We start from the raw sequence: 26,975 nt of genomic DNA on the forward strand, positions 1-26,975 counted from the left end.
ATAAGATTAGAAACAAGAATCAAAAGTAAAAAAGAATATAGTTAATACTCTCTTATAAAACAACTTACAAATATATGTTCTGAAATCACTCAGTATGAAAACTAAATAAAAGGCGCGACAGTCGGGATTGACTATCGCGCCTACTTTTTTATTAATATTACCACTATCAATTAATCTTTCTTCCAAAGCTTGGTCATATCCTCCAAAGTCTTACCCTTTGTCTCAGGAACCAACTTCCATACAAAGACAGCAGCAAGGATACAGATAACGCCATACAAACCGTATGTGAACCAATAACCCATGCTATTGGCAAGTGGTACGAACGATGTAGAAACAATCCAGTTGAAAATCCACTGGAAAGCTACAGCGATAGCTACAGCTGCACCACGGATGGTATTAGGGAACACCTCGGCAATAAGTACCCAGCAGATAGGTCCCCAAGAGAACATAAACGATGCAGAATAAACCATGATGGAAACCATGCAGAAAAGCTGCATATTAGGATTTCCAAAGGTTATTGCCACACCAATAGCACCCAAAGCCATACCCAGAGAGCCCGCAATGAGCAAAGGCTTGCGACCCAACTTCTCTACAGTAAAGATAGCAACACAAGTGAAACTGAGGTTCACAATACCATTGAATACGGTAAGCACCATAGGATTGTCAAATCCCATTGCCTCATAAATACGTGGTGCATAGTAAAGCACCGCATTGATACCTACAGCCTGCTGGAATACAGAAAGCATCACACCTACGAAAATACAGAGAAAACCGTAAGTCATCAGCTTTTCTGTCGTCTCGGTTACCGTATTCTTGATTTCATCCAGAATCTTCTTTGCCTCTGCAGCACCATTAATACGGGCAAGAATACGCTCTGCCTTCGCATCCTGACCTACCATAGCAAGATAACGTGGAGTCTCAGGAACAAAGCAGATAAGCAAGGCGAACAAACCTGCAGGAATCATCTCTGAACCAAACATGTATCTCCAACCAGTCTCGATAGCCCAAGCAGCTTCGCCACCATTGAGAATCTCATTCATACCATTACCCACACTCTGAATAGCAGGAGCTATATGATCGCCAAGGATAAAGAAGTTGACGAAATAAACCACCAGCTGACCAAAGATGATGGCAAACTGGTTCCAGCTAACCAACATACCACGGATATTACTTGGGGCAATCTCACCAATATACATAGGACAAACAGCAGAAGCCAAGCCTACACCAATACCACCAATAACACGATAAAGATTGAAGACGATAAGCAAGGTTAGATTTGGTTCTCCCTTTGGCAAGACTAAACTTTCAGGACACATAGAACCCCATGCAGAGATGAAGAACATCACACCCGCAAAGATCAGCGAGAGTTTACGTCCCCAGCTAGAAGCAAGCACTCCGGAAAGTGCCGAACCTATGATACAGCCAATCAAAGCACTGGAACTGGTAAATCCATGCCAGAAATCTGTATATACGAAATCACTTGCACCCATGAAGAATGCCTGTAAGCCCTTTTCGGCACCTGATATCACTGCGGTATCGTAACCGAAAAGCAAGCCGCCTAATACTGCGACCATCACAATTGAGATAAGATAGGCTTTAGAGCCCGTTTGTTTTTGTTCCATTATTTTTTAGGTTTGAATCTGTTTTGTTTTTGTAGTTCAGCGAAAATATTCTATATATTAACGCCTCTTCTCTTAAAATATTACGTATAAAGTGCACTTTTCCCCTATTTTTTTTGTAAATTTGCAACCAAATTATAATTTCAACAGAGATTACGTCATATGAATATAGCAGGTTTTCTACAAAATGAGGGCAATAAGCGAGGCTTTTCTTTCGAAGTTCTGCCTCCACTCAAGGGTAACGGAACAGCAGCCTTGTTCCGTACCATCGACAGCTTGAAGGATTATGCCCCTAGGTTTATCAACATTACGACACATCACAGCGAATACGTTTACAAGGAATTGGAAAACGGTTTGTTGTCGCGCCAGCGTGTACGCCGACGTCCGGGTACCGTTGCCATTGCAGCTGCCATCCAGAACAAGTACGATATTCCTGTCATTCCGCACGTCATCTGCAGTGGCGTCAGCAAGGAAGACATTGAGTACGAGCTGCTCGATCTCCAGTTTCTGGGCATCAGCAATATTCTGGTACTTCGCGGTGATAAGGCTAAGGATGATAGAGTATTCACCCCAACCCTGAATGGTCATGCGAATGCAACCGACCTCTTGAAGCAGGTGAACCAATTCAACGAAGGTTTCTTCTGCGACGGTACTCCTATCAAGCATCTTGGCGAGAAATTCTGCTGCGGCGTAGCTTGCTATCCGGAGAAGCACGAAGAAGCTCCTAATCTGGAAATGGATATGCAGCACTTGCTGGAGAAGCAGAAGTTGGGCGCAGCATACGCTGTAACCCAGCTCTTCTACGACAACCAGAAATTCTATGACTTTGTAGACAAGGCTCGGAAGATAGGTATCACCATTCCTATCATCCCTGCCCTGAAGCCATTTGCCAAGCTGAGCCAGCTCACTGTGGTACCAAAGACCTTCCATTGCGACATTCCTGAGGATTTGGCGCAGGAGGTATTAAAGTGCAAGACGGATGAAGATGCCAAAGCTCTCGGCATCGAATGGACAACCGCCCAGGTGAAAGACCTGTTCGAGCACGGCTACAACAATATACATTTCTTCACCGTTTCGGCTGTGGAAAGCGTAAAGCAGATTACCAAAACTCTGTTTTAGGGTAGAGGAACCTGCTACAGGAAGGTAAAGGTTAGGTGCCTGGAGCAAAAACTTCAGGCTACTAATCATAAAGTTCAATGTTCAAAATTCAAAGTTCAAAGTAAAAAGAGTTCAATGTTAAAGAAGGAAGTGATAGGTCAGCAAGAAGTATGGAACCGTCTGATGGAGATGGTTCAGGAGAACCGCATCCCCCATGCTTTGATGTTTTGCGGACCGGAAGGTTGCGGTAAACTGGCGATGGCACTGGCTTTCGCCAGCTATCTGCTTGGAGATTCTCCGATGCTCAACAAATGGGAACATCCCGACCTTCACTTCACCTACCCAACCATCAAGACGTCCGATATGGGCAGCGACCATACTCCGGTTAGCGATGATTTCATCAAGGAATGGCGCGAGATGCTGCTCAAGGATGGACCTTACGTGCTGATTGGTGAATGGATGCAGAAGATGGGCAAAAGCGATGCCGACTTAAACAAGCAAGCCATCATCACCGCCGAAGAAAGTGATGCTCTTGCCAAGAAACTCATCATGATGTCGAGCCAGGGCGGTTACAAGATCAGCCTGATATGGCTGCCGGAAAGAATGAACCAGCAGAGTGCCAACAAGATATTGAAACTCCTGGAAGAACCACCTCGCCAAACCCTCTTCCTGCTCGTTAGCGAACAGCCTGAACTTCTTCTGGAAACTATCAGAAGCCGAACCCAGCGCATCGATTTCAAGAAGATTGCTACAGAAGACATCGAGCAGGCATTGATAGAACGCAGGGCTTTGGAACCCGACATGGCACACCGGATAGCCCGCATCGCCAACGGCAACTGGAATGCAGCACTGGAAGAACTCAATGCCGGCAATGAGAAAAGACAGCATCTCGACATGTTTATCATGCTGATGCGACTCGCCTACATGAGAAATATTCACGACCTGAAGAAATGGAGCGAAGTGGTTTCCACCTTCGGAAGAGAGAAGCAGAAGAGAATGCTCGATTACTTCATGCACATGCTCAGGGAAAGCTTCATGTACAACTTCCGACAGGCAGAACTGAGCTACATGACGCAGGAAGAGGAAAACTTCGCCAGGAACTTCGCCCGCTTCATCAACGAGGCGAACATCATCGACATATCCAACCTCTTCGAGGAGAGCAAACGGTTCATCGGGCAGAATGCCAATCCTAAGATTGTATTCTTCGACCTGGCACTCAAGATTATCGTACTGCTCATCAGGAAGTGAGGATAGAATCAAGAAGAGCGGAAAAATGAAGAGAACCAAAGGGCGTAAGCCTATCAATATACATTAATAATATTATAAAATAGATTTTATCGTGGATTACAAGAATATGAAATTCAGATTGTGGAACGGCTGCGACCGAGGACTCTGCTGCAAGGCGGTGGGACGACAGGACAGACAGCTGAACACATACGACTGGCTCGCAGACGTGCCAGGTAACGCCGAGAGCACCGACCTCGTAGAAGTGCAATTCAAGAATACCCGAAAGGGATATTACCATAATGTGAATAACCTCGACCTCAAAAAGGGCGACATAGTGGCTGTAGAAGCCAACCCTGGTCACGACATCGGTGTGGTTACACTCACCGGTAGACTCGTGAAACTGCAGCTGAAGAAGGCAAATCTCAAGTCGCAGGACGACATCAAGCGCATCTATCGCATTGCCAAGCAGGTAGACCTCGACAAATGCAAGGAAGCAAAGAGCCGCGAGCATGCTACCATGATTCAGAGCAGACAGATTGCCCTGGACCTGGGATTGAAGATGAAAATCGGAGACGTAGAGTATCAGGGTGATGGCAACAAGGCTATTTTCTACTATATCGCCGATGAGCGAGTAGACTTCCGTCAGCTCATCAAGGTGCTTGCTGATACCTTCCACGTACGCATCGAGATGAAGCAGATTGGTGCCCGTCAGGAAGCAGGCCGCATCGGTGGTACCGGTCCTTGTGGTCGCGAACTCTGCTGCGCTACATGGATGAAGAATTTTGTGAGCGTCAGCACCAATGCCGCACGCTATCAGGACATCTCGCTCAACCCTCAGAAGTTGGCAGGTATGTGCGCCAAGCTGAAATGTTGTCTCAACTATGAGGTAGACAACTATGTAGAAGCAAGTCGCAAGATGCCTCCAAAGGATGCTGTTCTGCAGACTGCCGATGGCGAATTCCATCAGTTCAAGGTAGATATTCTGGCTGGTCTCATCACCTATTCTTCTGATAAGAATCTGGCTTCAAACCTCGAAACTATTACCGCAGCACGTGCCAAGGAAATCATCGAGATGAACCGGAATGGCGAAAAGCCTCTCAGCCTGTTGGAGAACGGAAAGATCAAGGAATCTTCCAAGCCTATCGATTTGCTCAACGAATCAGACTTGAGCCGCTTCGACAAGTCGAAGAAAAAGAAAAAGAAAAATAACAAGAATCGTAACCGCCAGGACGCAGACAATAAGGCAAACAAGCAGCAGAACGAGAACCGACAGCAGCAGAACGGCCAGCAGGGCGAGAACCGACAGCAGCAGAACGGTCAGCAGGGCGAGAAACAGCAGCAAGGCGAGAACCGTCAGGGCAACCGTCATCAGAACGGCAACAACAATCGCCGTCGCGACAATCGCAATCGTCAGCCACGCCAGCAGCATGGTGGTGATAAAAAGCCAGAAGACAAGAAATGAAACGACTGATATATTTGATATTGGTAATGGTAGCAACCATGTCGCTCCCTTCCTGCAAGCATTCTACCGTATTCGACAGTTATGCGCATACCCCGATTGCAGGATGGGAGAAGAACGACACGCTCTCGTTCGAGATTCCACCTCTTCTGGAAGGCGGCTATTACAACGAGAGCCTGGGGCTCCGCATCACGGGTAATTATCCTTTCATGGGACTTACCCTCATCGTGGAGCAGAACATCTACCACAACAACAAGCATGTGCCCAGCGCATGCAAGACAGACACCGTAAACTGTCAGCTGATAGACAAGAACGGTGTAAGCAAAGGGCAAGGCATCAGCTACTATCAGTACAACTTCCCTATCAACGTATACAGGTTGAATCAGGGAGACTCTATCCATATCACTGTGCGTCATGACATGAAGCGCGAGATTCTGCCTGGCGTAAGCGATATCGGAGTGAAGATAACAAAAAATGACCAATGAGGATTTCCCATTGGTCATTGTTCTTTTATCCCAGTTTCTTAGCAGAATTCTAGCTCTTTACCAGATTCTAGCTTCTTACCAGATTTCTACCTGCATCTATTCTCAGGAAGATGAAGAGCAGAATGGTAAAGCCCCAAAGCGAACTACCGCCATAACTGAAGAACGGCAGCGGAATACCGATTACAGGCGTCAGTCCCAGCACCATTCCTACATTAATAAACAGGTGGAACAGGAAAACACTCAGCACGCAATAGCCGTATATTCGTCCGAACTTGAAAGGTTGTCGCTCTGCCAGGTGTATCAGTCTCAATATCAACCCCAGGAAGAGCAGCAAAACACCTGCCGAACCCAGGAATCCTTCCTCCTCTCCTACCGTACAGAAGATGAAGTCAGTATCCTGCTCTGGCACGAACTTGAGCTTAGTCTGGGTTCCATTCAGGAATCCCTTACCCTGCAAACCTCCCGAACCGATGGCAATCTCGCTCTGATGAACATTATATCCGGCACCCGCCAAGTCTTCATCCAGACCCAGAAGCACGTTGATACGAACTCGCTGGTGAGGCTCCATCACATTATTCAGTACGTAGTCGGCACTATAGAAGAAGGCGATAGAACCGAGAGAGAATAACGAGATGAGGAAATAGTTTCTGAATCTCGTTCTCAAACCATGGTAAACCAGGAATCCTATCATCAGCGCACATAGCAGGAGCTGTATCCACACGATATCGAACGGAATGACATAGGTGGAGAAAAGGGCAAATATCAGCGTAATACCCAGGGAATAGCCCAGGATGATAAGCGCATGTTTCTTATTGCCCGTATACGAATAGACCATACCCGAAGTAAAGATCTGTACCAGCAAAAGCACCACAAACTTGCCCACCGAGGTATAGGTATCCCACATCATCACGTTCTCATACTTCACTCCCAACACGAAATAAGCCACCATCGAAACTCCCGTAAAAAGCACGGCACCCGGCATTCCTTCGCGATAGAGCATCAGGAAGAAGGCTGAATAAACCAGCGCCGAACCCGTTTCACGCTGTCCCACGATACATACCATAGGAAGCATGATGATACCTACTGCCGCCATGAAATGCTTCATGTTGTGGATATTGAATCCATAGCTCGACATGAATTTCGCTACAGCCAAAGCCGTGGCAAACTTTCCGAACTCGGCAGGTTGCAGTCGGAGCGGTCCCAGGACGAGCCACGAATGCGAACCCTTGATGCTATGCGGATTGAATATCGTGGCAAAAAGCAGCAATATCAGTACCGCATAGATCACATACGAGAATGTATCGTAAATCCGGTCATCGAGCAAAAGAAGAACCAAACCCAATGCTATCGATGTTCCAATCCATACAATCTGCATACCCGAACGAGCACCTAAGCTGAAGATTTCATTGTCACCGTATGTGTAACTGGCACCACAGACACTGATCCAGCCAAAAGCCAGAAGTGCCAGATAGATGCCTATCGTCCACCAGTCGAGCGAACGCAGCACACTAGGTTGTTTATTATCGCTCATAATAATATAATTTATACATTATGAATTATACATTATAAATTGTTCCCTTATCTACTGCTAGAACCGTATGCAATTCTGCGTGCCTGCATCTGGGCAGCCTGACTTTCAGAAGCAGGCGACAGTTTACCCTTCAGATATTGCTCCATCATCAAGCCTCCGATAGGCACACCATAGTCGGCACCCCATCCACCATTTTCTACGTATACCGCAATGGCAATCTTCGGGTTGTTCATTGGTGCAAAACCCATGAATACAGAGTGGTCATGACCACGGTTCTGGGCAGTACCCGTCTTGCCGCAAGGCTCGAAATCGTAACGGGAAAGCATCTTACAGGTTCCCTTCAAGGCAGAACTTCTCATACCGGCAATTACATAGTTGTAAGCTCTGCGCGAAGCCTTGGTTACGTGCCTACGGGTGTAGAGCGTATCGAGCGGTTCACCCTTTACCTTGCGCACCACATGAGGCACATAGTAATAACCTCGGTTGGCAATAGTAGCACCCAGGTTGGCTATCTGCAACGGTGTCAGGTTCACCTCACCCTGTCCGATAGAGATACTGATGATGGTAAGTCCGTTCCATGATCCCTTGTAAGCCTTGTCATAGAACTGTGCATTCGGGATCAGTCCTCGCTTCTCACCCGGCAAGTCAATACCCAGCTTATAGCCGAATCCCATACTCACCATATAGTCTTTCCAGGTTGTCATGGCGTTCTGAACAGAACCATACTTACTCTTATTACCTATCATGTAGTAAAGTCCCCAACAGAAGTAACCGTTACAGGAAGTACTGATGGCATCCACAAGCGCAATAGGCGATGGGTGACCGTGACATCCTACGTGCAATCCTCTGTAAGAGAATCCGTGATTACATGGGAAGGCTGTACCTGGAGTGATGATACCTTCGGTCAGGAAAGTCAACGCCTGCGTGGTCTTGAAGGTAGAACCCGGAGGATACTGTCCCATGATACTACGGTTCAGGAGCGGTTTCCAAGGATTCTTGGAGAGCCACTTATGCATCTTTCCTCTGTTCTTACCCACCAGCTTACGAGGGTCGTAGGTTGGTGAAGAAACCATCGCCAGGACTTCACCGGTACGAGGGTCGATTGCCACGATACTTCCAATCTTGCCCTGGAGCAACCGTTCCCCGAGTGCCTGCAGATTGATGTCGATACCCAGGGTAAGGTCTTTACCTGCAATCGGCTTCTGGTCAAGCTTACCATTCTGATAACTGCCCTGTATTCGTCCGTGGGCATCTCGAAGCATAATCTTCACGCCCTTCTGGCCTCTGAGCTGCTTTTCATAATGTTTCTCCAGTCCCAGCTTTCCGATATAGTCACCAGGCTGATAGTAATCGTCCTCCTCAATATCGCTTTCCGAGACCTCTCCCACATCACCCAGCACATGGGCTGCGTAAGGATAGGTATATTCTCTCACGCTTCGTTTCTGAACATAGAAGCCAGGGAAACGGAACATCTTTTCCTGGAATACCGAGAAATCCTTGTCAGACAGCTGGCTCATAAAGAGCTGCTGCGTATATCTGGAATAGCCCGGATTCTTGGAACGGTCCTTGATGGTTTCCATACGCTTGTCAAACTGTTCCCTTGTAATTCCCAAGGAATTGCAGAAGTCCAAGGTATCGAGTCTTCCTTCCTGTTCCTTCATCACAACCATGATGTCATAAGAAGGCTGGTTATACACCATCAGCTTGCCGTTACGGTCGTAAATAGCTCCACGGGAAGGGAACTCAATCTGTTTCAGGAAGGCATTACTGTCGGCATTCTTCTTATAGTCGTCGCTCATAATCTGAAGCGTAAACAGACGAATGGAGTAAATGACCACAATAGCTATGGCCACTCCCCCAATAACAAATCTACGCTTTTCAAGATTGTAATCTATCATACACCTTATTTAATATATTATTTTCTGAAGCCCTCGATGGCCATGACCATCACCATAGTGATGACCGTACTGCCACCAATACACATGAGCCACTGCATCCAATTGAAGAAATTGAATGTTTCGAGTGTAAAAAACAAGAGATTATAAACGAGTACTATAATTAATACATACAGGAAATACGAACCCATACCGATGGTTCGCACCGACGGCTCCAGGTCGTCGGCACTATCACGAGGCACGAAGAGTTCGAAAAGATACGGTTGCAGCAGGCCTACCAGAGTCATGGAAGCAGCTGCAACACCAGGGGTATTGGCGAACACGTCAATACAAAGTCCCATCATGAAGCACCAGAGCAGCACCGCCCAGCGAGGGTGGTTTCTGCGGAAATGGAGCACCATGATGATATACAGCAAGGGGGTAGCGCAGTTGAAAAGGTGAATGTGATTAAACACCAATCCCTGCACCAGCACCAGCACCACGAAGATGCCGAGTCGTTTCATTAAATCTATACTCATTGCCAATATATCTCCTCTAAATTCTGAGTTTTTCTCCTCTTACTATATTTTATATTAATTATTATCTCCAGTACTACCATCTGGCTTGATGCTATCCTGGGCAGCACGCAGAATCTCCAATCGCTCCTTCATGGCAGCATCATCGATGACGCAGACATCACGAAGACGGGCGAAATCGGTAGAGAGTCGCAACTGTACACGATAACTGAGTCCGTCGGCAGAATTGAAAACGTGCAGAATCTTGCCCACTCTTATGCCAGGAGGGAACACAGCCGAATATCCGCTGGTCACCACATAGTCGCCCAATTTAAAGTGCGCATGTCTAGGCACATCTTCCAGATAAGCCAACTCAGAAGAGCCGCCTTTCCATCTCAGATATCCGAAATATCCTCTGCCCTGGATGGTACAACTGATATTCGATTTTACATTGAGCACAGGAATCACGATGCTGTAATGCTCAGCCACGATATAAACGATGCCCACGACACCGGTTCCGCTGACCACACCCATATCCTTATGAATGCCCTCAGCACGTCCCTTGTCGATGGTCATGAGATTGCCTGGCTTATCGATACTGTTGTCCACCACCTTGGCTGGTATCAATCTATAGCTCTTCAGCATGGCAAACTGGTCACGTTTCAGGAAACTGCTGTCTTTGGTCAGGCTGACCAGACTGTCGGAAAGCTGCTTCACCTGATGTTCCAGATACACATTTCGCTGTGTCAGTTCCTGGTTCACCTTGGTAAGCGAGAAGAAAGTCTCAACGTTCGAATTCCATTCGTAGAGCTTGCCCGTTACGACGTTGGCTGTAGAAAACCATGCGCTACCCTGATAGCTGTTATACTGAAACAAGAGCACCATGCTCACCACCTCAAGAATCAGGAAGAGAAACCAATGGTTGTATTTCTGTAAAAACTCTAAAAGGTTGTGCATATACTACTTATATATGATTAAAATTCCGCAAATGGGCACTATAGAATTAATGTCCAAATGCGGAACTTACCTTATTTTATTCTTATTATCTCATCAAGAATGAGAAGCGATCCACATTCTTCAATGCAATGCCTGCTCCCTTAGCCACACTGTGCAAAGGATCCTCTGCAATATGGAATGGAATGTTGATCTTGTCCTGGAGTCGCTTGTCGAGACCGCGGAGCAAAGCGCCACCACCAGAGAGCCAGATACCGTTCTTCACGATATCAGCATAAAGCTCAGGAGGTGTGTTCTCCAATGCTGAGAGCACAGCGTTCTCTATCTTTGCCACTGTCTTATCCAGACAATGTGCGATTTCCTGATAGCATACAGGTACCTCCATAGGGAGAGCGGTGATGCGGTTTGGACCATGAACGATGAAGTCCTCTGGAGCCTCATCACCCAGGTCGGTCAATGCAGAACCTACATGAATCTTGATACGCTCAGCCATACGCTCAGAAACCTTCACGTTGTGCTGACGGCTCATATACTCCTGGATGTCTGCAGTAAGATCATCACCTGCAGTACGGATAGAGTTGTTGGATACGATACCACCCAGAGAGATTACTGCAATCTCGGTGCTACCACCACCTATATCAACTATCATATTACCCTCTGGTGCCTCTACGTCGATACCGATACCGATAGCAGCAGCCATAGGCTCAAAAATCAAATAAACATCACGACCGTCGGCATGCTCAGCAGAGTCGCGCACGGCACGAAGCTCCACCTCGGTAGAACCAGAAGGTACACCGATAACCATACGGAGAGAAGGTGAGAACAGACGGCTTCCTGTGTGAACCATCTTGATGAGTCCACGCATCATCTGCTCGCAGGCAGTAAAGTCGGCGATAACGCCATCTCGCAAAGGACGGATGGTACGGATGTTGTCATGAGTCTTCTCGTACATCATCTTAGCCTTCTCGCCCACAGCAATCATCTTGTCTGTTCTGCGGTCGAGGGCTACAACGGAAGGTTCGTCCACTACAATCTTATCATCACTGATAATGATGGTATTGGCAGTACCCAAGTCCATTGCGATTTCCTGAATAAATGAAAAAAATCCCATTTGTTGTAATGTAATACTAAAAATATTCTAAGCTTAAAATTTCATCGTATATAAAGACACATCCGAGAAGCCTCCGAAAGCATTTTTCAGAGACACCTCGGATTCAGCCTTGTCTCTACATGAGAGAGATTACTTGGCAAACCAAGCGTGAATAGCAGTATCGTAGTGAGAGCTTACACCGAATGCGCGCTCAGCAAACATCTTACGATCCTCAATGTCAGTCTCAGCACCCTTCTTCTTCAAGATATCGAGAAGCACGCTGTACTCTGCCTTGCTAGGTACGATGACTACATCCTTGAAGTTCTTGGCACCGGCACGGATCAGAGAGATTCCGCCGATATCAATCTTCTCGATGATGTCTGCATCGCTGGCACCGCTAGCTACAGTCTGCTCGAATGGATACAAGTCAACGATCACGAGGTCAATAGAAGGAATTTCATACTCCTTCATCTGCTCCTGATCGCCCTCGTTGTCACGACGAGCCAAGATACCACCGAATATTTTTGGGTGAAGAGTCTTCACACGACCACCAAGGATAGATGGATATGTGGTAACGTCCTCTACTTTCTGACATTCATAACCAAGAGATTCAATAAATTTCTGGGTACCACCAGTACTCAAGAACTTAACACCCTCTTCATTCAGCTTAGCGAGCAACTCGTCTAAGCCATCCTTGTGGAAGACAGACACCAAAGCTGTCTTAATTTTCTTTGTTTCAGCCATTAACTATTTATCTATTTTGAATTAGACTTCAATCTATTTTTTAAATCGCTGCAAAGTTACGAAAAACATTTGAAATACGCAAATATTTAAGAGCTATTATCACAATTTAAAGCTATTATTTAATAATTTGCGGTAAATCAAGAAATGGCTCAGACATTTTGACAGAGAAACCGAGAAAAAAGAGACGAGTTTCTGGAAAAATCAGACAAAACGTCAGAAAAACACAGAAAAAGCCCAACAGGGCACACTATTCGCTTCCTGGGTTTGCGATGCTGAAAGCCGGACGGGGCTGAGGTTTTAGAAGCTGAAAGTCCAAAAGGCCGAAGCTTTCCCGAAGCAGAAAACCCACAAAGGCTGAAGCATCCATAACATAAGTAGAAAATAACAATTAGAAAGGAGATTAAGATATGACATTCGACAAATTTACAATCAAGGCGCAGGAAGCGGTGCAGGCCGCTGTGAACATAGCGCAGAGAAATGGTCAGCAGACCATCGAACCGGTACATCTTCTCAGCGGTATCATCGAGAAAGCACCTGATGTAACCAACTATATCTTCCAGAAGCTGGGCATGAACGGCAATCAGATTGCCATGCTCCTTCAGCAGGAGATGCAGCATCTGCCTCGCGTGCAGGGTGCCGGTCAGCCATACCTCTCGGGCGATACCAACCAGATACTGATCAACGCCGAGGACATCGCCAAGAAGATGGGAGATGAATTCGTAAGCGTGGAACCTATCCTCCTCGCTATCCTCAAGAGCAACTCTACCGCTGCCCGAATCCTCAAGGATGCGGGTGCCAACGAAAAGGACCTTACCGCAGCCATCCAGGCTTTGCGACAGGGTCAGAACGTGAAGAGCCAGAGTGCCGATGAGAACTATCAGAGTCTTGAAAAGTACGCCAAGAACCTGGTAGAACAGGCTCGCAGCGGCAAGCTCGACCCGGTTATCGGACGTGATGAAGAGATTCGCCGTGTGCTCCAGATTCTCTCTCGCCGCACCAAGAACAACCCTATCCTCATCGGTGAGCCTGGTACAGGTAAAACCGCTATCGTAGAGGGACTTGCAGAGCGTATCGTTCGTGGCGACGTACCGGAGAACCTGAAGAACAAGCAGCTCTATTCGCTCGATATGGGTGCACTGGTTGCCGGTGCCAAATACAAGGGTGAGTTCGAGGAGCGTTTGAAGAGCGTCATCAAGGAGGTAACCAATGCCAATGGTCAGATTATCCTCTTCATCGATGAGATTCATACCCTGGTAGGTGCTGGCGGTGGCGAGGGTGCCATGGATGCAGCCAACATCCTGAAGCCAGCCTTGGCTCGTGGCGAATTGAGAGCCATCGGTGCCACAACCCTCAACGAGTATCAGAAGTACTTCGAGAAGGATAAGGCTCTGGAGCGCCGATTCCAGACCGTGATGGTGAATGAACCAGACGAGGTAGATGCCATCAGCATTCTCCGTGGTATCAAGGAGCGTTACGAGAACCACCACAAGGTTCGTATCCAGGATGACGCCTGTATCGCAGCAGTCAAATTATCAGAGAGATATATTTCTGATAGATTCCTCCCGGATAAGGCCATCGACCTGATGGATGAAGCCGCCGCCAAGCTCCGTATGGAGCGTGATTCCGTACCAGAGGAATTGGACGAGATCACCCGCCACTTGAAGCAGTTAGAGATTGAACGTGAGGCCATTAAGCGTGAGAACGACCAGCCTAAGATTCAGCAGCTCGACAAGGAGATTGCAGAGTTGAAGGATAAGGAACATGACTTCCGTGCAAAGTGGGAAGGCGAAAAGGCTCTCGTCAACAAAATTCAGCAAGACAAGCAGGAGATGGAGAATCTCAAGTTCGAAGCTGAGCGCATGGAGCGTGAAGGCAATTACGAGCGTGTAGCCGAGATTCGCTACTCTAAGCTGGTAGCCCTTGAAGAGGATATCAAGAAGATTCAGGAGCAGCTGAAGAGCACCCAGGGCGGTGAGGCTATGATCCGTGAAGAGGTGACTGCCGATGATATTGCAGAGGTAGTAAGCCGCTGGACCGGAATACCAGTAAGCCGAATGATGCAGAGTGAGCGCGAGAAACTGCTCCATCTGGAGGAGGAGCTCCACAAGAGAGTCATCGGCCAGGACGAGGCTATCACAGCCGTAAGCGATGCCGTTCGCCGCAGCCGTGCCGGTTTGCAGGACCCTAAACGTCCTATCGCCAGCTTCATCTTCCTCGGCACCACCGGTGTAGGTAAGACCGAGCTTGCCAAGGCGCTTGCTGAGTATCTATTCAACGACGAGTCAATGATGACGCGAATTGATATGAGTGAGTATCAGGAAAAGTTCAGTGTCACCCGTTTGATTGGAGCGCCTCCGGGGTATGTAGGATACGATGAGGGTGGCCAGTTGACCGAGGCTGTTCGCCGCAAGCCATATAGTGTGGTTCTCTTTGATGAGATTGAGAAGGCTCATCCTGATGTCTTCAACACCCTGCTCCAGGTATTGGACGATGGCCGATTGACCGACAACAAGGGCCGTGTGGTAAACTTCAAGAACACCATCATCATCATGACTTCCAACGCAAGCCGTGAGATGTTGCGAAAGACCTTCCGTCCGGAGTTCCTGAACCGTATCGACGACATCATCACCTTCCAGCCATTGACCAAGGATCAGATTGCCAAGGTTGTGGAGTTGCAGATGAACAGAGCCAAGAAGATGTTGGAGCCTCAGGGCTTCGATCTCCGCTGGACTCCAGCTGCCATCGGTTATCTTGCCGAGGTAGGTTACGATCCAGAGTTTGGTGCCCGTCCAGTAAAGCGTGCCATCCAGGATTACGTCTTGAACGATTTGAGCAAGAAGATTCTTTCAGAGGAAGTAAGTCGTGAGAAGCCAATCACCATCGATTACGTCAAGGATCACGGTTTGGTTTTCAAGAATGACTAAAGCTTCCCTCCGGAAGTCTCAAGAGAACCATAAGATTCAATAGGTTCTATAATATATACACAAGAAAGGTTCCTTCAAGGAGTAACATCCTTCGAAGGAACCTTTTTTATGCTTGACAGCAAACCCTTGCCCCCTTCACACGATACATTCACTGCCAATTTACCATCAGGCGATTTGACTGTATAGTTGCCCGCCTGTGCTGCGAGAGCACCGAGCAAATAAATACCAGCAATACCAATTTTTTGCTTCATCTTGTCTGTATTTATAGATTTAATAATTCTGTCAGTTGTCGGAAATACACCCAAGAAAAGCGAATCAGCTTCAGTTTTCTTCCTCAGATGCAAACCATTTAGTTGCAAAGATAAGCAAAAATTAAGCTGCGGGGGTATACTTTTTGAGCAAAGAAGTGCACATTTTGTTCAAAAATCGATAAAGGCATGAAAAAGAAAGCATAATGAAAGAAAATGAAACGAAATGAAAACCAAAAGCCCCGACATCACGTCGAGGCTCTTGAAGTTTTTGAATGTTTCAGCAGTTGTATTTTTTATGTAGTTATGATTTATATCTTTGAAAATCAGTTTTTCTTTCTGGGTGCAAAAGTAATAATAAAATTGATGCAAATCAAAAAAAAGACTGTTTTTTATGCAAAAAAGAACGTAAACGTTTGCAAGTTTTGCTCTACCGATAAGGGACCATTAGCAATAAAAAATCAAAAAACATTCGGTTTTATTTTGTATTGTCTGCATTTTACAGTATCTTTGCACCTAATTATATATATAATAGACACGTATACGTAAATGAAAGAATTTGTAATATCAGAAGTCAAGGCGGAAACCGCTGTGCTCGTGGGTCTGATTACCAAGACACAGGACGAAGCCAAGACCAAGGAATATCTCGACGAGTTGGAATTCCTTGCCGATACGGCTGGCGCGGTCACCGTGAAGCGATTCACGCAGAAGGTGGTTTCGCCTAACCAGACTACCTATGTGGGCAAGGGTAAGCTCGAGGAAATCAAGCAATATATCAAGGAAGAAGAGGAGGAAGACAGAGAAATCGGTATGGTTATCTTTGATGATGAACTCTCTGCCAAGCAAATCCGAAATATCGAGCAGGAACTGCAGGTGAAGATTCTGGACCGTACTTCGCTCATCCTCGACATCTTCGCCATGCGTGCACAGACGGCAGCTGCCAAGACCCAGGTAGAGCTGGCACAGTATCGCTACATGCTGCCTCGTCTGCAAAGACTCTGGACTCACCTGGAACGCCAGGGTGGTGGTTCCGGCTCAGGTGGCGGAAAGGGATCGGTAGGTCTGCGTGGACCGGGTGAAACCCAGCTCGAGATGGACCGCCGTATCATCCTGGGCAGAATGAGCCTGCTCAAGGAGCGACTGGCTGAAATCGACAAGCAGAAGAACACCCAGCGCAAGAACCGCGGCAGAATGATCCGCGTGGCTCTCGTGGGCTATACCAACGTGGGCAAGAGTACCATCATGAACCTGCTCTCGAAGAGCGAGGTGTTTGCTGAGAACAAGCTCTTTGCTACCCTCGATACCACCGTGAGAAAGGTGGTGGTAGACAACCTGCCGTTCCTCCTCGCAGATACCGTAGGATTCATCCGAAAGCTGCCTACCGACCTGGTGGACTCCTTCAAGAGCACCCTGGATGAGACCCGTGAGGCAGACCTGCTGCTCCATGTAGTAGACATCTCCCACCCTGACTTTGAAGAGCAGATACAGGTGGTAGAGAACACGCTGAAGGAACTGGACTGTGCCGACAAGCCATCGATGATTGTCTTCAACAAGATAGACAACTATTCCTGGATTGAGAAGGAGGAAGACGACCTCACCCCTATGGAGAAGGAAAACATTCCGCTGGAAGACCTCAAGAAGACCTGGATGGCAAAGCTCAACGATGACTGCCTGTTCATCTCGGCAAAGAACAAGGAGAACATCGACGAGTTCCGTGAGGTGTTGTACAAGAAAGTAAGAGAGCTCCACGTACAGAAGTATCCATACAACGACTTCCTGTACCAGGATTATGAATAAACTATAAAAACGTATCAACAATATGAATGACTACAGACCCCTAACCTCCGAGGAAATCGAGGTACTCAAGAGCAACGACTGCTGGGCTGAAGACTGGACATCCATCAATGTCTCAGAAGATTTCAAACCGAACTTCATGCACCGCGTGATGCTCTACGGCGAAGTGAACATCGGCGCCTTCAACAAGAATGTAGAGGTGAGCCAAGGCTTCGTAAAGCACTCTGGCATCAACAATGCCACCCTGCGCAATGTAACTATAGGTGATGACTGCCTCATCGAGAACGTAGGCAATTTCATCAACAACTACAACATCGGGGATGATTGCTACATCTCGAACATCTCTACCATGGAAACCACCGAGGGAGCAACCTACGGTGAGGGCAACCTGGTGAGCGTGCTCAACGAGGTGGGAGAAGGCAACGTCATTCTCTTCAGCGATCTGAACAGTCAGCTTGCCGCCTTCATGGTGAAGCATTTCTCCGACAAGGAACTGAAGGAGAAGATCAGACAGCTCATCAAGACCGACATCGACAACAAGATGCCGGAACGCGGACAGATAGGCAACAACGTGAAGATTGTCAACACCAAGGAGATTACCAACTGTGTCATCTACGACCTCTGCGAGGTAAACGGTGCCTCACGACTCAGCGACTGTACGCTGCTCGGTTCGGTTCACGGCAACGTATATGTCGGCACGGGAGTCATCATCGAGAACTCAATCATCGCCGAGGGTTCCAGCGTTATCAACAGCGTGAAGATACAGGACTGCTTCGTGGGAGAAGCCTGCCAGCTGAGCAACGGTTTCACAGCCTCAGCCTCCGTATTCTTTGCCAACAGCTATATGAGCAACGGTGAGGCGTGCGCCGCCTTCTGTGGTCCATTCACAGCATCGCATCACAAGAGCAGTCTGCTTATCGGCGGAATGTTCTCATTCTATAATGCCGGTTCAGCCACCAACTTCTCCAACCATGCCTACAAGATGGGGCCAATGCACTGGGGCATCCTGGAGCGCGGTTCGAAGACAGCCAGCGGTGCCTATCTGCTGATGCCAGCCACCCTGGGTTCGTTCTCAGTATGCTTCGGCAAGCTGATGCACCACCCTAACACCCGCAACCTGCCATTCGCCTATCTGATAGCCGATGGCGACAAGATGTTCCTCATTCCGGGCAGAAACATCACCACCGTGGGCTTGTACCGCGACATCAAGAAATGGCCTAAGCGCGACCTCCGTGCACCGGAAAACCGCAAGAGCATCGTCAACTTCGACTGGCTCTCTCCGTTCTCCGTAGGCGAAATCCTGAAGGGCAAGAAGATATTGGAGAACCTGCGCGAGGTGACGGGCGACAACGTTTCGCAGTACCTCTACCACGAATACATCATCCCGGCTACATCGCTCCACAAGGGCATCAAATACTACGATATCGCCCTGCGCATCTACATGGGTGCCGTGCTGAAGCGAGTTTTGAAGCGCGACCCTTCCATCACCCCTCCTACCACGGAGATAGGAACCAGCGACTGGGATGACCTCTCCGGACTCCTCCTGCCGGTTAGCGAGGAAGAGCGCATCATCTCCGACCTGAAGGATGGAACCATCGAAACCATCCAGGAGCTCATCAGCCGCTTCGAGGAGATTGATGCCAACTATCGCGAATACCAGTGGGCATGGACCTACAAGATGATCTGCGACTACTACCACATCTCCGAGATTACCCTGGAGGATGCCAACCGCATCCACGAGGACTATATCAAGGCACGCCGCTCATGGATAGCGGAAATCAAGAAGGATGCCGAGAAGGAGTATGCCATGGGCGATGTGGAGGAAGAGGTTTTCAGAAACTTCGTCAACAGTCTGGACCAGGAAGTGGAATACGAGAATTAATTCATAATGAAGAATTAACAATTTATAATTAAGAAATGAAGATCAAGCACGTTTTGCTGGCAGCTGTCCTGATGGGCAGCCTCAGCGCCACAGCTAAGGATTATCATTACACCACCATCCCCGGTGATGCGATGAAGACACGCATCTATACCCTCGACAACGGTCTGACGGTGTATATGTCAGTCAACAAGGAAAAGCCTCGTCTGCAGGCAAACATCGCAGTGAAGACAGGTTCCAGAAACGACCCTGCCGAAACAACCGGTCTTGCCCACTATCTGGAGCACCTGATGTTCAAGGGAACCCAGAAGTTCGGAACCACAGACCATGCCAAGGAAAAGCCTTATCTCGACGAAATCACTCGCCGATATGAGAGCTACCGCAAGCTGACCGACCCTGCACAGCGCAAGCAGGCTTATCACGAAATCGACTCGGTTTCGCAGCTGGCAGCCAAGTACAACATCCCGAACGAGTACGACAAGCTGATGGCGAGCATCGGAAGCCAGGGCACCAACGCCTATACTTCCAACGATGTGACCTGCTATGTAGAGAACATCCCGAACAACGAGATAGAGAATTGGGCTAAGGTACAGAGCGACCGATTCCAGAACATGGTGATCCGCGGTTTCCATACCGAGCTGGAGGCTGTATACGAGGAGAAGAACATCTCCATGGCTAGCGACAACACCAAGGAGTTTGCTGCCCTCTGGAAGCTTCTCACCCCTACCCATCCTTACGGTACCCAGACCACCATCGGTGAGCAGGAGCATCTCAAGAACCCTAGCATCATCAATATCCAGAACTATTTCCATCGCTACTATGCACCGAACAATGTGGCTATATGCCTGGCAGGTGATTTCGACCCAGACCAGACCATCGCCATCATCGACAAGTACTTCGGTTCATGGAAGAAGAACGAGAATCTCTCCCGTCCTGAGTTCAGCCTGCAGCCGGACATTACTGCCGTCAAGGATACAGCCGTAGTGGGCAAGGAGGCTGAGAACGTGATGCTCGCATGGAAATTCAAGGGCGCCAACGACAAGGAGAGCGATGTGCTCGATGTCATCGAAGACATGCTTTCCAACGGTAAGGCTGGACTGATGGAGGTTGACCTGGAGCAGCAGATGAAGCTGGCTTCTGCCGGAGCCTTCGTCTACGGTCTGCACGACTATTCTGCCTTCATCCTTGCCGGTAATCCTAACAAGGGTCAGAAGCTGGAAGAGGTACGCAGTCTCATGCTCCAGGAGATGGCGAAGCTGCGCCGTGGAGAATTCGACAACGACCTCCTGCCTTCGGTCATCGCCAACAAGAAGCTGAACTTCTACAGAGGTCTCGACAGCAACGACAACCGTGCCAGCATCATGGTAGACGCCTTCATCAACGACGAGAAATGGGAAGACGTAGCCGGCAAGCTGGAACGTCAGAGCAAGCTGACCAAGCAGGACATCGTGGATTTCGCCAACAAATATCTGCGCGACGACAACTTCGTATGCGTCTACAAGCGCATGGGCGAGGATACAACCTTGAAGAAGATTGAGAAGCCAGCCATCACTCCTATTCCGGCAAACCGCGAGTATGAGAGTGCTTTCGTCAAGGAAATCAAGAACGCCCAGGTGCCTGAAATCCAGCCTCAGTTCCTCGATTTCAAGAAGGATCTTACCGTAGGCAAGACCAGCAGAAAGCTGCCTCTCGTATACAAGCAGAACACCCAGGACGACCTCTTCAACCTCGTATTCCGCTACGAGTTCGGCGATGAGGATGATATCCGCTACAGCTATGCAGCCCAGTATCTCGACTATATCGGAACCGACAAGAAGAGCGTTTCTGCCATCAAGCAGGCTTTCTACAAGCTAGCTTGCAACTTCAGCGTCTCCCAGGGTTCCAAGACTCTGCAGATCAGCCTCAACGGTTTGAACGAGAACCTTCCTGCAGCTCTCCAGCTGACGGAGGAAATCCTGCACCATGCCAAGGCAGACAAGACCTCATGGAACCAGTTCATCGACCTCATCGAGAAGCAACAGCAGGATGCCAAGACCAACCAGCAGTCAAACTTCAGCCATCTCTGGAGCTACAGCACCTACGGTGCCTACAACCCAATCCGCAACGCCATCAAGACTGCAGACCTGCGCAAGATGGATCCTCAGGAACTCGTCAATCTTCTGGGTGGACTGAACAACATCGAGCACACCGTGGCTTACTACGGTCCTTACAGCGAGAAGCAGCTCAAAGCCCTGCTCGCCAAGGAGCACAAGACAGCCAAGAAGCTTGCTGCCGTTCCTGAGGGCAAGGAGTACAAGATGGAGGAAATCAAGCAGAACGAGATTTATATCGCTCCTTACGATGCCAAGAACATCTATCTGCGTTCTTACCAGAACACCGGAAAGAAGAGCGATGTGAAGGACGGTGCCCTGATTTCTCTCTTCAATGAATATTATGGTGGCGGCATGAATACCATCGTCTTCCAGGAGCTTCGTGAGACCCGCGGTCTGGCTTACAATGCCGGTGCTGCCTACTACACTCCAGTTCGCAAGGACGAGAAGGATTACTTCATGCGTCACGTCATCACCCAGAATGACAAGATGATGGACTGCATCCACGTCTTCGATGAGATTACCGACAATCTCCCACAGAACGAGGCTTCCTTCAATCTTGCCAAACAGAACCTGATGAAGTCTATCCAGAGCCGTCGCGTTACCAAGGCTGGCGTCATCAATGCCTACTTCAATGCCAAGCTGATGGGTATCGACTATGATGTAACCAAGCTCTACTACGAGCAGCTCCCTTCTCTGACTCTCCAGGACATCACGAACTTCGAGAAGCAGAATATCGTAGGCAAGCCATACCGCATGGTGATCCTCGGTGATGAGAAGAATCTTGACATGAAGAGTCTGGAGAAGATTGCTCCTATCAAGAGATTGAGCCAGGAAGAAATCTTTGGATATTGATAATGTATAATTAATAATGTACAATTAATAATGTATAAATTCAGCAGTTATGAAAGAGTATAATTTAATTCTCATAAAATCAAAGCAGTTTGCCCTAAGAATCATAAAACTGTATAAATATTTATGTGAACAAAAGAAAGAATATATTCTTTCAAAACAGATTGTTCGCAGCGGCACCAGTATCGGTGCCAATGCGAAAGAAGCTAGCGTAGCTCAATCCAAAGCTGATTTTTACGCAAAATTAAGTATCTCACTTAAAGAAGCAGCAGAAACCGAATTTTAGTTAGAGACTCTTCACGAAAGTGAATATATTGACGACAAACAATTCGAAAGCATCAATGCCGATTGTACAGAATTATTAAAAATACTTACAAGTATTTTAAAAACAAGAGAAAAAATAATTATTCATTATAAATTATAAATTATAAATTAATATGACTCCAGATTTTAAGTATGCTCCAATGTTCCAGATTGGAGAGGACAAGACAGAGTATCGCCTTATCTCTAAGGAAGGCGTAAGCACAGCAGAGTTCGAGGGTAAGACTATCCTCAAGGTTTCTAAGGAAGCTCTTACCTTGCTGGCACAGCAGGGTTTCCACGACGTAGAGTTCAAGCTCCGTCGTGAGCACAACCTCCAGGTGGCTAAGATCCTCAGCGACCCAGAGGCTTCAGAGAACGACAAGTACGTAGCACTCCAGTTCCTCCGCAATGCTGAGACTGCCGTTAAGGGCATTCTCCCATTCTGCCAGGATACAGGTACTGCTATCATCCACGGTGAGAAGGGTCAGCGCGTATGGACTGACTTCGAGGACGAAGAGGCTTTGAGCCTGGGTGTATACAACACCTTTACACAGGACAACCTCCGCTATTCTCAGAACGCTCCTCTCAACATGTATGATGAGGTAAACACCCGTTGCAACCTGCCTGCTCAGATTGATATCGAGGCTACAGAGGGCGACGAGTACCGCTTCGTGATGGTAGCTAAGGGTGGTGGCTCTGCCAACAAGACCTACTTCTACCCTATGACCAAGGCTACTATCCAGAATGAGGGCACACTCCTCCCATTCCTCGTAGAGAAGATGAAGAGCCTGGGTACAGCTGCATGTCCTCCTTACCACATCGCCTTCGTTATCGGTGGTACTTCAGCAGAGAAGAACCTCCTTACCGTGAAGTTGGCTTCTATCAAATATTACGACGAATTGCCTACAACAGGTGATGAGACCGGTCGTGCTTTCCGCGACATCGACCTGGAAAACAAGCTCCTCAAAGAGGCTCACAAGATTGGTCTGGGTGCACAGTTCGGCGGTAAGTATCTGGCTCACGATATCCGTGTCATCCGTTTGCCACGCCACGGTGCAAGCTGCCCTATCGGTATGGGTGTAAGCTGCTCTGCCGACCGCAACATCAAGGCTAAGATCAACAAGGACGGTATCTGGTTGGAGAAGATGGATGAGAATCCAACAGAGCTGATTCCTGAGGAGCTCCGCAACCCAGGTGAGGGTACCAAGGGTATCGAAATCGACCTCGACAAGGGTATCGACGCAGTTCGTGCTGAGTTGAGCAAGTATCCTGTAAGCACCCGTGTCAACCTGAAGGGTACCATCATCGTGGCTCGTGACATCGCTCACGCTAAGCTCAAGGCTCGCTTGGATGCTGGCGAGGAGATGCCAGAGTACTTCAAGAACCACCCTATCCTCTATGCTGGTCCAGCCAAGACTCCAGAGGGTTATCCATGTGGCTCTATGGGACCTACTACAGCCAACCGTATGGACCCATACGTAGATGAGTTCCAGGATCACGGCGCTAGCTTGGTAATGATTGCCAAGGGTAACCGCGGCGATGTTGTTACAGAGGCTTGCAAGAAGCACGGTGGTTTCTACCTCGGTACTATCGGTGGTGTAGCTGCCGTTCTCTCTCAGAGCTCTATCAAGAGCATCGAGTGCGTAGAGTATCCAGAGCTCGGTATGGAGGCTATCTGGAAGATTACCGTAGAGGACTTCCCAGCATTCATCCTCGTAGACGACAAGGGCAACGACTTCTTCAAGCAGTTGAAGCCTTGGACTCCATGCAAGGAATGCCAGAAGTAAATGATTTAAGAAAAATCATGACAATAGTAAGCTCAGGGTGTTTTGCCCTGAGCTTTTTTTATGATAAGACTGCGCACCACACTTGGCAGGGCAAGCAGCCTTGCTGCCCCCCACCTTCTGACTTTTTGAATTTGTCATAATTAATAAATTTCTACGTCATTTTCGGAAGTGGGCGAAGACGGTTATAGTGGTTACGGTTACAGAAGTTACAGTTTTCAGCGGAGGGGGTACAAGGGATTTCGAGTACTTACAGATTGTAAGTAATAATAATAGATAATAATAATATATAATATATATTATTATTATCTTCTTCTAAAGAGGGGAAAGGAAACTGACTCATGAAAAACTGTAACTTCTGTAACCGTAACCACTTTTGGGGGAAAATCGGGGAAGAGGGCGCAAAGGACAAACGTAGAGTTGGGATGTACAAAACATAGAGAAACTATTTACAGAATATAGTTTTCTTATCTCAAAAATTACGACTTGTTTTTATTAACAGGATTCTCCAGAAATGTTAAATCCGTTTAACAAAATCCTGCAGGCCGTTTTTTGGCAGTACCGGGAAAAAGTCGTATCTTTGCACTGTGTTTTAGAGAAAGCACGGGATTTTTTCCTGCACCATCATTCGGAGGACAAGGCGCCAATCTGAGGAGTGAAGCTAAATGGACATTATCTCATATACTTACTATAGATGTTGAAGTAGATATCCACCCAGGCATCACCGACGAGAACTGCCAGATCACGGGCCACGTCCTCATGGGAATCGATGAACTTCACCAGGTCGGGATTATACTTCGTACCGGCATCCCTGCGGAACTCCTCCATCACCATGTCGAAGGTCTTGCCATCCTTGTAATTCCTGCCTACGCGCTCGGTAGCAGCCTGCATGCAGTCGCTCAGAGTGATGATGTCTATCAGGATGCGCTTAGGCGACTTCGTGTTGTCGAAATCCTCAGGATAGCCGCCCTTGCCATTATACCACTTATGATGACCCAAGGTGGTATCACGAAACTTCTCATAGAGCGAAGGAGCAATCTTCAGCAACTCGGCTCCCAAAGAAGGATGGGTCTTGATGATGGAGAACTCCTCATCCGTCAACGGACGGTAGTCGTTGTTCACCACCGAGATGATGCATTCTTGCCAATGTCATGATAGAGGGCTGCCTGATAGATGAAGTTGAGACACTCCTTAGGATCCAGGAAGACTTTACCATGATGGCGCTCACCAAGCGCTCCTCCCAACAAATTGGGCTGATAGGCCAGAATGCCCTCCATCAGCTTCTTGGCTATCATCGCCACATGTACGGAATGGGCATAGGTGGTGACCTGGGTAGCCACATTCAACTCATTGAAGTTGCGGATGCGCTCCACTTCCTTCAGGTACTTGATGGCACGGGGATAGGTAGCAAGGACATTCAGATATTTCACATACGAATTCTCCATCTGCTGGTCCAGACGATGGTGATAGATGGTGATGATGTCCCGATACATCCGCTTGACGGCAGCACGCTTCCTGCGGTAGGAAACATCAGACAGGTCGTTCAGATAGAAATAGTTCATGAAAGGCTGCAGGGCGGTCTGAAGCTGACGGTAGTCATAACGGGCAGTACTGAATTTCTTCTTCATACCATTACGGTTTCTCCTGACAGCCTTTCCCATCGCTTCCGTCGCCGTGATCTGTCCCATCTTCACCTGCATCACCAGGGTACGGGAATAGGAGAGCTCCGACAGATGAGGATTGGCAAGATTCCGTGCAACAATCACCTGCATCAGGGAGTCGGCAAACTGCTTTTCCAGGACGGTAGAATCAGCCAGATAAACATTACGGACCAGACTTTCCTCAGTATTTTTCGCCTTTTCGTTCAGGCGACCGTAATCCTCCTCACTCATCAGCTGGCAGGTATGGGGCAAGCTGAGCAATCTCCTGAGTTCAAGCACATAGGCACGACGTTCTTTCACGGTCTGCATCTTGTAAATCAGCCAGTTGGTAACCGTCAGATTTTCAAGCGCCATCAGGGAAGACTCCACAGGATTAGGCGATCGATACCGGTCTTCCGCCACGGCACGCTTCAGATACTCGTAGGATTTCTTCAAGGCATCAGGTTCCTTACCCAGAGTATGGATTTCATAAAGGAATTCGCCCTTGAAGTTATCCACCAATCCGGCAAAGTTCGATGCCTCTGGACATCTTCCGCTTCCATAATATTCCAGAAGAATATCACAGAGTTGATTGCCCAGGAACGGGTCTACCTTTTCCTCCATATACAGACGCTGCAAGCCGTCGCACAACTGCTGGTAAGCTTCATGGGGAATCTGCTTACGGTCTTGCTTGAAGTAATCGAAAACGATGTTGATAATCTCCCTGTTAACCAGGAAGAGATGCGTATTCTTCAGGGCACGGCGCTTGAAGAAATTGGTCCATGCCACATGGTCCTTGAACAGGAAGATGCTGTCATTGTATCGGTTATAGACACTGCGATTCTCTTCCAACAGTCTGAAACAC

At 48.0% G+C, this 26,975-nt stretch carries 19 protein-coding genes and 1 pseudogene; 10 read left to right on the forward strand and 10 right to left on the reverse strand.

Translation table 11 applies throughout. The features are described from left to right. Positions 1–170: 170 nt before the first annotated feature. Positions 171–1,622, reverse strand: coding sequence for a D-xylose transporter XylE (gene xylE, locus ACTQ53_RS01460; RefSeq protein WP_441931757.1), 1,452 nt, complete (start codon positions 1,620–1,622; stop codon positions 171–173). 159 nt (positions 1,623–1,781) lie between these two features. Here xylE and ACTQ53_RS01465 point away from each other — a divergent pair, with 159 nt between their 5' ends. From ACTQ53_RS01465 to ACTQ53_RS01480, 4 genes are all read left to right on the forward strand, one after another. Further along, the gene (locus tag ACTQ53_RS01465) at positions 1,782–2,738 is read left to right on the forward strand and encodes a methylenetetrahydrofolate reductase (protein ID WP_441931758.1); all 957 of its coding nucleotides are present in this window, start codon (positions 1,782–1,784) and stop codon (positions 2,736–2,738) included. Between the two features lie 39 nt (positions 2,739–2,777). Continuing rightward, positions 2,778–3,965, forward strand: a complete 1,188-nt coding sequence (locus tag ACTQ53_RS01470; RefSeq protein WP_295346781.1) for a DNA polymerase III subunit delta — start codon at positions 2,778–2,780, stop codon at positions 3,963–3,965. Between the two features lie 91 nt (positions 3,966–4,056). Then, positions 4,057–5,406, forward strand: coding sequence for a regulatory iron-sulfur-containing complex subunit RicT (locus ACTQ53_RS01475; protein WP_294967898.1), 1,350 nt, complete (start codon positions 4,057–4,059; stop codon positions 5,404–5,406). Beyond that, complete coding sequence (locus tag ACTQ53_RS01480) at positions 5,403–5,888, forward strand: gliding motility lipoprotein GldH (RefSeq protein WP_217760783.1); 486 nt, start codon at positions 5,403–5,405, stop codon at positions 5,886–5,888. The genes ACTQ53_RS01475 and ACTQ53_RS01480 overlap by 4 nt, the downstream gene beginning before the upstream one ends. A 67-nt stretch (positions 5,889–5,955) precedes the next feature. Here ACTQ53_RS01480 and rodA read toward each other — a convergent pair whose 3' ends face one another. The 6 genes from rodA to ACTQ53_RS01510 form a co-directional block, all read right to left on the reverse strand. Then, positions 5,956–7,419 carry a rod shape-determining protein RodA gene (gene rodA / locus ACTQ53_RS01485; RefSeq protein WP_441931759.1) on the reverse strand — a complete coding sequence of 488 codons (1,464 nt, stop codon included), beginning with the start codon at positions 7,417–7,419 and terminating at the stop codon, positions 5,956–5,958. Between the two features lie 47 nt (positions 7,420–7,466). Then, on the reverse strand, positions 7,467–9,317 hold the full coding sequence (gene mrdA / locus ACTQ53_RS01490; protein ID WP_294967902.1) for a penicillin-binding protein 2: 1,851 nt from the start codon (positions 9,315–9,317) through the stop codon (positions 7,467–7,469). Positions 9,318–9,334: 17 nt separating this feature from the next. Next, positions 9,335–9,832 (reverse strand): rod shape-determining protein MreD, encoded by a 498-nt coding sequence (mreD, locus tag ACTQ53_RS01495; RefSeq protein WP_294713812.1) that lies wholly within the window; start codon positions 9,830–9,832, stop codon positions 9,335–9,337. Between the two features lie 54 nt (positions 9,833–9,886). Next, positions 9,887–10,765 carry a rod shape-determining protein MreC gene (gene mreC / locus ACTQ53_RS01500; RefSeq protein WP_294967904.1) on the reverse strand — a complete coding sequence of 293 codons (879 nt, stop codon included), beginning with the start codon at positions 10,763–10,765 and terminating at the stop codon, positions 9,887–9,889. Between the two features lie 85 nt (positions 10,766–10,850). Then, on the reverse strand, positions 10,851–11,873 hold the full coding sequence (locus ACTQ53_RS01505) for a rod shape-determining protein (protein ID WP_006847875.1): 1,023 nt from the start codon (positions 11,871–11,873) through the stop codon (positions 10,851–10,853). A gap of 129 nt (positions 11,874–12,002) precedes the next feature. Continuing rightward, entirely contained in the window at positions 12,003–12,596 is a 594-nt protein-coding gene (locus ACTQ53_RS01510) for an IMP cyclohydrolase (RefSeq protein ID WP_153124553.1), read from the reverse strand. Positions 12,597–13,003: 407 nt separating this feature from the next. Here ACTQ53_RS01510 and clpB point away from each other — a divergent pair, with 407 nt between their 5' ends. Then, positions 13,004–15,520 (forward strand): ATP-dependent chaperone ClpB, encoded by a 2,517-nt coding sequence (gene clpB / locus ACTQ53_RS01515; protein ID WP_294967909.1) that lies wholly within the window; start codon positions 13,004–13,006, stop codon positions 15,518–15,520. Positions 15,521–15,594: 74 nt separating this feature from the next. Here the strand turns inward: clpB and ACTQ53_RS01520 are convergent, their stop codons facing one another. Next, positions 15,595–15,771, reverse strand: a complete 177-nt coding sequence (locus ACTQ53_RS01520) for a hypothetical protein (protein ID WP_294967911.1) — start codon at positions 15,769–15,771, stop codon at positions 15,595–15,597. Positions 15,772–16,317: 546 nt separating this feature from the next. On the opposite strand from ACTQ53_RS01520, the gene hflX reads away from it, so the two are divergent. The 5 genes and pseudogenes from hflX to ACTQ53_RS01545 all read left to right on the forward strand — a co-directional run bounded on the left by hflX (position 16,318) and on the right by ACTQ53_RS01545 (position 24,473). Then, positions 16,318–17,565: a GTPase HflX gene (gene hflX / locus ACTQ53_RS01525; protein ID WP_217760787.1), complete on the forward strand. Its 1,248-nt coding sequence runs from the start codon at positions 16,318–16,320 to the stop codon at positions 17,563–17,565. Between the two features lie 22 nt (positions 17,566–17,587). Beyond that, complete coding sequence (locus ACTQ53_RS01530) at positions 17,588–19,444, forward strand: DUF4954 family protein (RefSeq protein ID WP_441931761.1); 1,857 nt, start codon at positions 17,588–17,590, stop codon at positions 19,442–19,444. A gap of 35 nt (positions 19,445–19,479) precedes the next feature. Further along, positions 19,480–22,386 (forward strand): M16 family metallopeptidase, encoded by a 2,907-nt coding sequence (locus ACTQ53_RS01535; protein WP_441931763.1) that lies wholly within the window; start codon positions 19,480–19,482, stop codon positions 22,384–22,386. A gap of 49 nt (positions 22,387–22,435) precedes the next feature. Then, positions 22,436–22,807 (forward strand): annotated as a pseudogene (locus tag ACTQ53_RS01540) (four helix bundle protein). A 13-nt stretch (positions 22,808–22,820) separates the two neighbouring features. Beyond that, positions 22,821–24,473 (forward strand): fumarate hydratase, encoded by a 1,653-nt coding sequence (locus tag ACTQ53_RS01545; RefSeq protein WP_441931764.1) that lies wholly within the window; start codon positions 22,821–22,823, stop codon positions 24,471–24,473. Between the two features lie 669 nt (positions 24,474–25,142). Here ACTQ53_RS01545 and ACTQ53_RS01550 read toward each other — a convergent pair. After that, on the reverse strand, positions 25,143–25,595 hold the full coding sequence (locus ACTQ53_RS01550; protein WP_441931765.1) for an HD-GYP domain-containing protein: 453 nt from the start codon (positions 25,593–25,595) through the stop codon (positions 25,143–25,145). Continuing rightward, positions 25,589–26,962: a hypothetical protein gene (locus ACTQ53_RS01555; RefSeq protein ID WP_441931766.1), complete on the reverse strand. Its 1,374-nt coding sequence runs from the start codon at positions 26,960–26,962 to the stop codon at positions 25,589–25,591. The genes ACTQ53_RS01550 and ACTQ53_RS01555 overlap by 7 nt, the downstream gene beginning before the upstream one ends. Between the last annotated feature and the right edge of the window lie 13 nt (positions 26,963–26,975).

Origin of the sequence: Prevotella sp. Sow4_E9_plate (assembly GCF_052116205.1) — a bacterium.
Classification (GTDB): domain Bacteria; phylum Bacteroidota; class Bacteroidia; order Bacteroidales; family Bacteroidaceae; genus Prevotella.

Coding starts and splice junctions, on each gene's coding strand:
- xylE (WP_441931757.1), bottom strand. CDS start 1,622: ATGGAACAAAAACAAACGGGCTCTAAAGCCTATCTTATCTCAATTGTG.
- ACTQ53_RS01530 (WP_441931761.1), top strand. CDS start 17,588: ATGAATGACTACAGACCCCTAACCTCCGAGGAAATCGAGGTACTCAAG.
- rodA (WP_441931759.1), bottom strand. CDS start 7,419: ATGAGCGATAATAAACAACCTAGTGTGCTGCGTTCGCTCGACTGGTGG.
- ACTQ53_RS01520 (WP_294967911.1), bottom strand. CDS start 15,771: ATGAAGCAAAAAATTGGTATTGCTGGTATTTATTTGCTCGGTGCTCTC.
- hflX (WP_217760787.1), top strand. CDS start 16,318: ATGAAAGAATTTGTAATATCAGAAGTCAAGGCGGAAACCGCTGTGCTC.
- ACTQ53_RS01465 (WP_441931758.1), top strand. CDS start 1,782: ATGAATATAGCAGGTTTTCTACAAAATGAGGGCAATAAGCGAGGCTTT.
- mreC (WP_294967904.1), bottom strand. CDS start 10,765: ATGCACAACCTTTTAGAGTTTTTACAGAAATACAACCATTGGTTTCTC.
- mrdA (WP_294967902.1), bottom strand. CDS start 9,317: ATGATAGATTACAATCTTGAAAAGCGTAGATTTGTTATTGGGGGAGTG.
- mreD (WP_294713812.1), bottom strand. CDS start 9,832: ATGAGTATAGATTTAATGAAACGACTCGGCATCTTCGTGGTGCTGGTG.
- ACTQ53_RS01510 (WP_153124553.1), bottom strand. CDS start 12,596: ATGGCTGAAACAAAGAAAATTAAGACAGCTTTGGTGTCTGTCTTCCAC.
- ACTQ53_RS01535 (WP_441931763.1), top strand. CDS start 19,480: ATGAAGATCAAGCACGTTTTGCTGGCAGCTGTCCTGATGGGCAGCCTC.
- clpB (WP_294967909.1), top strand. CDS start 13,004: ATGACATTCGACAAATTTACAATCAAGGCGCAGGAAGCGGTGCAGGCC.
- ACTQ53_RS01505 (WP_006847875.1), bottom strand. CDS start 11,873: ATGGGATTTTTTTCATTTATTCAGGAAATCGCAATGGACTTGGGTACT.
- ACTQ53_RS01480 (WP_217760783.1), top strand. CDS start 5,403: ATGAAACGACTGATATATTTGATATTGGTAATGGTAGCAACCATGTCG.
- ACTQ53_RS01545 (WP_441931764.1), top strand. CDS start 22,821: ATGACTCCAGATTTTAAGTATGCTCCAATGTTCCAGATTGGAGAGGAC.